General features: G+C 49.0%; 7 protein-coding genes. All 7 read right to left on the reverse strand.

Translation table 11 applies throughout. From position 1 onward, the window contains the following. Nucleotides 1-69: 69 nt before the first annotated feature. Complete coding sequence (rpoB, locus tag J8X26_RS18800) at nt 70-4098, reverse strand: DNA-directed RNA polymerase subunit beta (protein WP_152325371.1); 4029 nt, start codon at nt 4096-4098, stop codon at nt 70-72. A 332-nt stretch (nt 4099-4430) separates the two neighbouring features. After that, nucleotides 4431-4796 carry a 50S ribosomal protein L7/L12 gene (gene rplL, locus J8X26_RS18805; RefSeq protein ID WP_101080117.1) on the reverse strand — a complete coding sequence of 122 codons (366 nt, stop codon included), beginning with the start codon at nt 4794-4796 and terminating at the stop codon, nt 4431-4433. A 66-nt stretch (nt 4797-4862) separates the two neighbouring features. Then, complete coding sequence (gene rplJ / locus J8X26_RS18810; RefSeq protein ID WP_013577411.1) at nt 4863-5360, reverse strand: 50S ribosomal protein L10; 498 nt, start codon at nt 5358-5360, stop codon at nt 4863-4865. 336 nt (nt 5361-5696) lie between these two features. Further along, a complete protein-coding gene (rplA, locus tag J8X26_RS18815; RefSeq protein WP_101080118.1) occupies nt 5697-6401 on the reverse strand; it encodes a 50S ribosomal protein L1 in 705 nt (234 codons plus the stop codon). A 4-nt stretch (nt 6402-6405) separates the two neighbouring features. After that, complete coding sequence (rplK, locus tag J8X26_RS18820; protein WP_013577413.1) at nt 6406-6834, reverse strand: 50S ribosomal protein L11; 429 nt, start codon at nt 6832-6834, stop codon at nt 6406-6408. Nucleotides 6835-7007: 173 nt separating this feature from the next. Beyond that, on the reverse strand, nt 7008-7553 hold the full coding sequence (gene nusG, locus J8X26_RS18825) for a transcription termination/antitermination protein NusG (RefSeq protein ID WP_009639145.1): 546 nt from the start codon (nt 7551-7553) through the stop codon (nt 7008-7010). After that, nucleotides 7554-7937, reverse strand: a complete 384-nt coding sequence (secE, locus tag J8X26_RS18830; RefSeq protein WP_034794996.1) for a preprotein translocase subunit SecE — start codon at nt 7935-7937, stop codon at nt 7554-7556. Nucleotides 7938-8253 lie beyond the last annotated feature (316 nt).

Raw genomic sequence — 8253 nt, forward strand, 5'->3', positions numbered from 1 at the left:
ACCTGTTAGGCACCTGGTCTGTATTGATTAACAGGCAGGTGCCCCTGTGATCAGTGCGAATTCGAGTACTTACTCGTCTTCCAGCTCGATGTTGATACCCAGAGAACGGATTTCTTTCAACAATACGTTGAAGGATTCCGGCATGCCTGGTTCCATACGATGATCGCCATCTACGATGTTTTTATACATCTTAGTACGGCCGTTAACGTCATCGGACTTAACAGTCAGCATTTCCTGCAGGGTATAAGCGGCACCGTATGCTTCCAGTGCCCACACTTCCATCTCACCGAAGCGCTGACCACCGAACTGCGCTTTACCACCCAGCGGCTGCTGAGTAACAAGGCTGTAAGAACCGGTAGAACGCGCGTGCATCTTATCGTCAACCAGGTGGTTCAGTTTCAGCATGTACATGTAGCCGACGGTAACCTGACGCTCAAATTGCTCGCCGGTACGGCCGTCAAACAGTGTGATCTGGCCAGAGGTAGGGATTCCGCCCATTTCAAGCAGTTGCTTGATCTCTGTCTCTTTCGCACCGTCGAAGACTGGTGTTGCGATTGGCATACCTTTTTTCAGGTTCTCAGCCAGACGCAATACTTCGTCATCGGTGAAGGTGTTCAGATCAACTTTCTGACGTACATCGTCGCCCAGATCATAGGCACGCTGGATGAACTCGCGCAGCTTAGAAACTTCTTCATGTTTCTTCAGCATGGCATTGATTTTTTCACCAATACCTTTCGCGGCCATACCCAGGTGGGTTTCCAAAATCTGACCAATGTTCATACGTGATGGAACGCCCAGCGGGTTCAGTACGATATCAACAGGAGTCCCGTTTTCATCGTAAGGCATATCTTCGATCGGGTTGATCTTGGAGATAACACCTTTGTTACCGTGGCGGCCTGCCATCTTGTCACCAGGCTGGATTTGACGTTTAACGGCCAAATACACTTTAACAATTTTCAGCACACCTGGTGCCAGATCATCGCCCTGAGTGATTTTACGACGCTTAGCTTCGAGTTTTTTCTCAAACTCAGATTTCAATTCGTCGTACTGTTCAGCAAGCTGTTCCAACTGATTCTGTTTGTCTTCGTCAGTCAGTGACAGTTCTAACCAACGGTCGCGAGGCAATTTGCCCAGCTTGTCAGCTTCAACACCGCCAGCAACCAGCGCAGACTGGATACGTGCAAACAGGCCCGCTTCCAGAATTTGCAGCTCTTCAGTCAGGTCTTTTTTAGCCTGTTTCAGCTGCATTTCTTCGATTTCTAACGCACGTTTGTCTTTTTCCACGCCATCGCGGGTGAAGACTTGCACGTCAATAATCGTACCGGAAACGCCGTTTGGTACACGCAGAGAAGAGTCTTTAACATCAGACGCTTTCTCACCGAAGATCGCACGCAGCAGTTTCTCTTCCGGAGTCAGCTGAGTTTCACCTTTAGGTGTAACTTTACCGACCAGAATGTCACCACCGGTCACTTCAGCACCGATATAAACGATACCGGATTCATCCAGTTTAGAGAGCGCAGCCTCACCCACGTTAGGGATGTCAGCGGTGATCTCTTCAGGCCCTAACTTAGTGTCACGGGACACACACGCCAGTTCCTGGATATGGATGGTCGTGAAGCGATCTTCCTGCACAACACGTTCGGAGACCAAGATGGAGTCTTCGAAGTTGTAACCGTTCCAAGGCATGAACGCGACACGCATGTTCTGACCCAGAGCCAGTTCGCCCAGATCTGTTGACGGACCATCTGCCAGCACGTCGCCGCGCTCGATGGGTTCGCCCAGATTCACACACGGCATCTGGTTGATGCAGGTGTTCTGGTTAGAACGGGTGTATTTGGTCAGATTATAAATGTCGATACCTGCTTCGCCCGGGTACATCTCTTCTTCGTTAACACGAATAACGATACGGGATGCATCCACGTACTGAACAATACCGCCACGTTTAGCTACGGCAGTAACACCGGAGTCAACCGCTACAGCACGTTCCATACCAGTACCTACCAGCGGCTTATCAGCGCGCAGGGTTGGAACTGCCTGACGTTGCATGTTCGCACCCATCAATGCACGGTTGGCGTCATCGTGTTCCAGGAATGGAATCAGAGAAGCACCAACGGATACGATCTGCTGGGTAGAAACGTCCATGTAGTCAACCTGATCGCGGCTAAACAGGCTTGATTCGCCTTTGCTACGACAAGTGACTAAGTCTTCCAGGAAGCGGCCTTCTTCGTCCAGGTTGGAGTTCGCCTGAGCGATTACGAAGTTGCCTTCTTCAATGGCAGACAGGTAGTTAATTTCATCGGTAACCATGCCTTCACGCACACGGCGGTAAGGGGTTTCCAGGAAACCATACTCATTGGTCTGTGCATACACAGACAAGGAGTTGATCAGACCGATGTTTGGACCTTCTGGCGTTTCGATTGGACATACGCGACCGTAGTGAGTCGGGTGTACGTCTCGAACCTCAAAGCCAGCACGTTCACGGGTCAAACCGCCCGGGCCCAATGCAGAGATACGACGTTTGTGCGTGATCTCAGACAACGGGTTGTTCTGGTCCATAAATTGTGACAGCTGGCTTGAACCGAAGAACTCTTTCACCGCAGCCGAAATCGGCTTAGCGTTGATCATGTCCTGAGGCATCAGAGTATCGAGGTCGCCAAGAGACAGACGCTCTTTAACCGCACGCTCAACACGAACCAAACCTACACGGAATTGGTTTTCAGCCATTTCGCCGACAGAACGAATACGACGGTTCCCTAAGTGGTCGATATCATCCACTTCGCCCTGACCGTTACGGATGCCGATCAGCTTTCTCATCACCTGGATGATGTCGTCTTTGCTCAGGATACCTGAACCTTCGATTTCATCACGCAGCAGAGAACGGTTGAACTTCATACGGCCAACAGCAGACAGGTCGTAACGATCTTCAGAGAAGAAGAGGTTTTCGAACAGGCTTTCAGCTGCTTCACGCGTTGGTGGCTCACCAGGACGCATCATGCGGTAGATCTCAACCAGTGCGCTCAGGCGATCGCTGGTTGGGTCGACGCGAATGGTCTCGGACATGTACGCGCCATGATCGAGATCGTTGGTGAACAGCGTTTCAATGGTTTTGTGACCGGACTGGCTCAATTTAGCCAGCAGATCCAGAGACAATTCCATGTTAGCAGGGACGATCAGCTCACCGGTATTGGTGTCGATGTAGTCTTTAGAAACGACTTTCCCTGCGATGTACTCAACAGGAACTTCGATGCGCTGGATTTCGTCTTTTTCAAGCTGACGAATATGACGTGCAGTGATGCGGCGGCCTTTTTCAACATAGACCTTACCGTCAGCTTCGATATCAAAAGAAGCTGTTTCACCGCGCAGGCGCTCAGGTACCAGTTCCATCTGCAACTTGTTGTCGCGGATCTGGTAAGTCACCTTGTCAAAGAACAGGTCAAGGATCTGTTCAGTCGTGTAATTTAATGCACGCAGAATGATGGTCGCTGGCAATTTGCGGCGACGGTCAATACGTACAAACAGGTTATCTTTCGGGTCAAACTCGAAATCCAACCATGAACCGCGGTAAGGGATGATACGTGCGTTATAAAGCACTTTACCCGATGAGTGGGTTTTACCCTTATCACTGTCGAAGAATACGCCCGGACTACGGTGCAGCTGAGATACGATAACCCTCTCAGTACCGTTAATCACAAAGGTACCATTTTCGGTCATGAGCGGAATTTCGCCCATATAGACTTCTTGTTCCTTGATGTCTTTGACCGTACCTTCTGGTGCTTCGCGTTCGTAGATTACCAGGCGCAGTTTCACGCGCAATGGCGCGGAGAACGTCACACCACGGATCTGGCATTCTTTAACGTCGAATACTGGCTCACCAAGACGGTAGCTAACGTATTGCAGCTCAGAGTTACCGCTGTAGCTCTTGATAGGGAATACAGAACGGAATGCAGCTTCCAGACCGTACTGGCCTTCCGGATCTTGCTCGATAAACTTCTGGAACGAGTCAAGCTGGATAGAAAGGAGATATGGAATGTCCAGAACTTGTGGACGTTTACCAAAATCCTTACGAATGCGTTTTTTCTCGGTATAGGAGTAAACCATAGGGTTCCTCAGCTCGCTGATCAGTGACCCAATCTTGTCTGCCCTGAGAAGGACAGTTCATGCAACACCGTTTATGTCGACCGGAAAGCAGAAACGCTTCCCGCAATATCTGTTTTCTACCACTCTTAAATCATTTCGTTGTGCGTTATCTGTAGATGAGCTACAGCAAGAGGCATCAATATATTAAGGCGTCTATAGAAAGAGATATTAGAGTAGTTCAGTGCTCAAACAGTGTGAAACACCACTGACACTCTATAGCGCAAAAAGGCTGGTGACTAAAAAGTCACCAGCCATCAGTCTGTTAGGACAGACTGCACTCCGGGAAGTTAAACTTACTTAACTTCAACAGAAGCACCAGCTTCTTCCAGAGATTTTTTCAGAGCTTCAGCGTCGTCTTTGCTGATGCCTTCTTTCAGAGCTGCTGGAGCAGACTCAACCAGGTCTTTAGCTTCTTTCAGACCCAGGCCAGTTGCAGTACGAACAGCTTTGATAACTGCAACTTTATTCGCGCCAACAGCAGCCAGAATAACGTCGAACTCAGTTTTTTCTTCAACAGCTTCAGCAGCAGCAGCAGGACCTGCAACAGCAGCAGCAGCAGAAACGCCGAATTTTTCTTCCATAGCGGAGATCAGTTCAACGATTTCCATTACAGACAGAGCTGCAACGCCTTCAATGATTTGTTCTTTAGTGATTGACATTTCAAGTGTTCCTAGAATTCAGAAATAGTGTATACGTAAGCAAATGAACGAGATAAGAAAGGCTGATTAAGCAGCTTCTTTCTGATCGCGAACAGCAGCCAGAGTGCGAACCAGTTTGCCTGCAGAGGCTTCTTTCATGGTTGCCATCAGGCGTGCGATTGCTTCTTCGTAAGTAGGCAGAGTTGCCAAGCGGTCGATTTGAGCCGCAGAGATAAACTCACCTTCAAAGGCCGCAGCTTTAACCTCAAATTTTGCATTCGCTTTAGCGAAATCTTTGAACAGACGGGCAGCAGCGCCTGGGTGTTCAGTAGAGAATGCAATCAAGGTTGGACCGACAAACGTGTCTTTCAGGCACTCAAATTGAGTACCTTCTACGACGCGACGCATCAAGGTGTTGCGAACAACACGCATGTAAACGCCAGCTTCACGACCTGCTTTACGCAGTTCAGTCATTTTATCTACAGTTACGCCACGGGAATCCGCAACAACCGCAGACAGCGCGCCTTTGGCTACTTCGATGACTTCAGCAACAATCGCTTGTTTGTCTTGAAGATTTAATGCCATTAGCTTTTTGCTCCTGGATTTAGCCGGGGAAAACCCCCGGAACTCACATCACTTGTTATCGAGATCGATATCAAGCGTTCAAACACGGTGAGCAGAGAATCCAGCAAAGACAAATCTTAATTCTTTTTAAAAAAGACAAAGAAATATTTTCTTCAGGCTCTGTCACCGTCTACGCAGGAAGGATTAAGTCCCTTTCAGGACACCTGCGGTCTTGGACGGAGGCCTGGATAGGCCAGGCTCCAACCGAAAAATCTTGGTTTCGCATTAACGAAACAACGGGCCATAGATTCTAGACAAATCTACCGCCCGCGTAAAGCGATAAACGTCAGCAGTTAATTAGTTAACTGTTGCGCTCAGGCCGCTTTGATCAATAGCAAGACCCGCGCCCATGGTAGTGGACAGGCTTACTTTCTTGATGAAAACGCCTTTAGCCTGAGAAGGCTTCGCTTTTTTCAGAGCGACCAACAGAGCTTCCAGGTTTTCTTTCAGCTTGTCGGATTCGAAATCAACCTTACCAATTGTGGTATGGATGATGCCGTTTTTGTCGTTACGATAACGAACCTGACCTGCTTTAGCATTCTTAACTGCTTCAGCAACGTTAGGAGTTACAGTACCAACCTTCGGGTTAGGCATCAGGCCGCGTGGACCCAGAACCTGACCTAATTGGCCAACAACGCGCATTGCATCTGGAGATGCAATAACAACGTCGAAGTTCATTTCGCCTTTCTTAATCTGGTCTGCCAGATCTTCCATACCTACCAGCTCAGCGCCTGCAGCTTTAGCAGCTTCAGCGTTTGCACCTTGGGTGAAGACGGCAACGCGAACAGAACGACCGGTGCCGTTAGGCAGAACGGTAGCACCACGAACGTTTTGATCAGATTTACGTGCATCGATGCCGAGGTTAACAGCAACGTCCACGCTTTCTACGAATTTAGCAGTGGCCAGCTCTTTGAGCAGAGCAACGGCTTCGGTGATGTCATACTGTTTAGTAGCATCAACTTTGTCACGGATCACGCGCATGCGCTTGGTCAGCTTAGCCATTCTATTAATCCTCCACTACCAGGCCCATGGAACGAGCAGTACCTTCGATGGAGCGAGTCATCGCTTCAACGTCAGAACCAGTCATGTCCGCAGCTTTGGTTTCTGCGATTTCACGAACCTGAGCACTCGTTACTTTACCTACTTTGTCTTTGTTCGGCTTGCCGGAACCAGACTTGATACCAGCCGCTTTCTTCAGCAGTACTGCTGCAGGAGGGGTTTTGGTAACGAAGGTGAAAGAACGGTCAGAATAAACAGTAATAACAACAGGAATTGGCAGGCCTTTTTCCATGCTATCAGTCTTAGCATTGAACGCCTTACAGAATTCCATGATGTTCACGCCTTGCTGACCCAGAGCTGGACCAACTGGCGGACTTGGGTTTGCCATACCGGCTGCAACTTGCAGCTTAACGTAGGCTTGTACTTTCTTGGCCATGGTAAATATCCTCGTTTGGGTGATATCGCCTGTTTGAAGAGGCTCCCCGTTATTTACAATACTTTATACTTTCCACACGCAGAGGCTGCGCATAAAAACAAAAGGCGCGAAATTATAGTTCAATTTCGCGCCCTGTACAACATCTGTTCTAATGAATATTTAGAAAGGTGCCGTTAGCCCTTTTCAACCTGTCCGAAATCCAGTTCAACCGGTGTTGCACGGCCAAAGATGGAAACAGACACTTTCAAGCGGCTTTTTTCGTAATCAACTTCTTCGACCACACCATTGAAGTCCGCAAACGGACCGTCGTTAACACGTACCAGCTCACCTGGTTCAAACAATGTTTTAGGACGTGGTTTATCACCCACTTGTTGCAGGCGATTCATGATCGCATCGACTTCTTTATCGCTGATCGGTGCAGGACGATCTGACGTTCCGCCAATGAAGCCCATCACACGAGGAACGCTGCGAACTAAGTGCCAGCTGGCGTCATTCATCACCATCTGGACCAGCACATAACCCGGGAAGAATTTACGTTCGCTTTTACGGCGCTGGCCACCACGGATCTCAACCACTTCTTCGGTTGGAACCATGACTTCACCAAACAGCTCTTCCATGTCATGTAATTTGATGTGCTCACGCAGCGATTGCGCTACGCGGCCTTCAAAGCCAGAAAACGCCTGGACGACGTACCAACGTTTTTTAGGTGCTTCAGACATTTAGAACCTCAAGCCAGTAATGAAAGATACCAGGCGGACTAAAATACCATCCAGCCCCCACAGAATCAGAGACATAACGGCAGTCACCGCAGCAACGATCAGTGTGGTATGCAATGTTTCCTGGCGCGTTGGCCAAATGACTTTACGTACTTCGGTGCGCGCTTCACGAGCAAACGCAACTGTCGCCTTGCCTTTAGTGGTCAATAAAGCCACTGCGCCTGCAATTGCGATAATAACTACTACGGCTAACGCGCGTAACGGCAGGCTGTATGCACGGTAATAATAGTTACCGACAATAGCTACAACCAACAAAACGGCAACAACCAGCCACTTTACCGCTTCCAGGCCGCGCCCGCTCCCTTGAGCCTCGGTATTCGCACTCATAAACCAACCCGTCACAATGATTCAGAACAAACAACTTTGCCTCGCATTGCGAGGCAAACCAAACCGATCGATGCTCTACTCGAGCGCAATTCGGTGTTTTACGCTATATTTCAGAGCCTATCTCACCAGTGATTATGACGTATAAATCGCTGATGAGATAGGTTCTAGCACCACAGCGTAGAAAAAAGGGCATCGAATGATGCCCTTTTCGGGTGTGTTGCGTCAACGTATAGTGACAAAAAACTATCAGCGATTAAGCGATAACTTTAGCAACAACACCAGCGCCTACAGTACGGCCGCCTTCACGGATTGCGAA

The sequence above is a fragment of the Rahnella sp. ChDrAdgB13 genome, assembly GCF_017655185.1.
GTDB lineage: Bacteria > Pseudomonadota > Gammaproteobacteria > Enterobacterales > Enterobacteriaceae > Rahnella > Rahnella contaminans.

What these genes read in the sequence shown, in the direction of transcription:
- rplJ (WP_013577411.1), bottom strand. Translation starts at nt 5,360, where the DNA reads ATGGCATTAAATCTTCAAGACAAACAAGCGATTGTTGCTGAAGTCATC.
- nusG (WP_009639145.1), bottom strand. Translation starts at nt 7,553, where the DNA reads ATGTCTGAAGCACCTAAAAAACGTTGGTACGTCGTCCAGGCGTTTTCT.
- rpoB (WP_152325371.1), bottom strand. Translation starts at nt 4,098, where the DNA reads ATGGTTTACTCCTATACCGAGAAAAAACGCATTCGTAAGGATTTTGGT.
- rplK (WP_013577413.1), bottom strand. Translation starts at nt 6,834, where the DNA reads ATGGCCAAGAAAGTACAAGCCTACGTTAAGCTGCAAGTTGCAGCCGGT.
- rplL (WP_101080117.1), bottom strand. Translation starts at nt 4,796, where the DNA reads ATGTCAATCACTAAAGAACAAATCATTGAAGGCGTTGCAGCTCTGTCT.
- rplA (WP_101080118.1), bottom strand. Translation starts at nt 6,401, where the DNA reads ATGGCTAAGCTGACCAAGCGCATGCGCGTGATCCGTGACAAAGTTGAT.
- secE (WP_034794996.1), bottom strand. Translation starts at nt 7,937, where the DNA reads ATGAGTGCGAATACCGAGGCTCAAGGGAGCGGGCGCGGCCTGGAAGCG.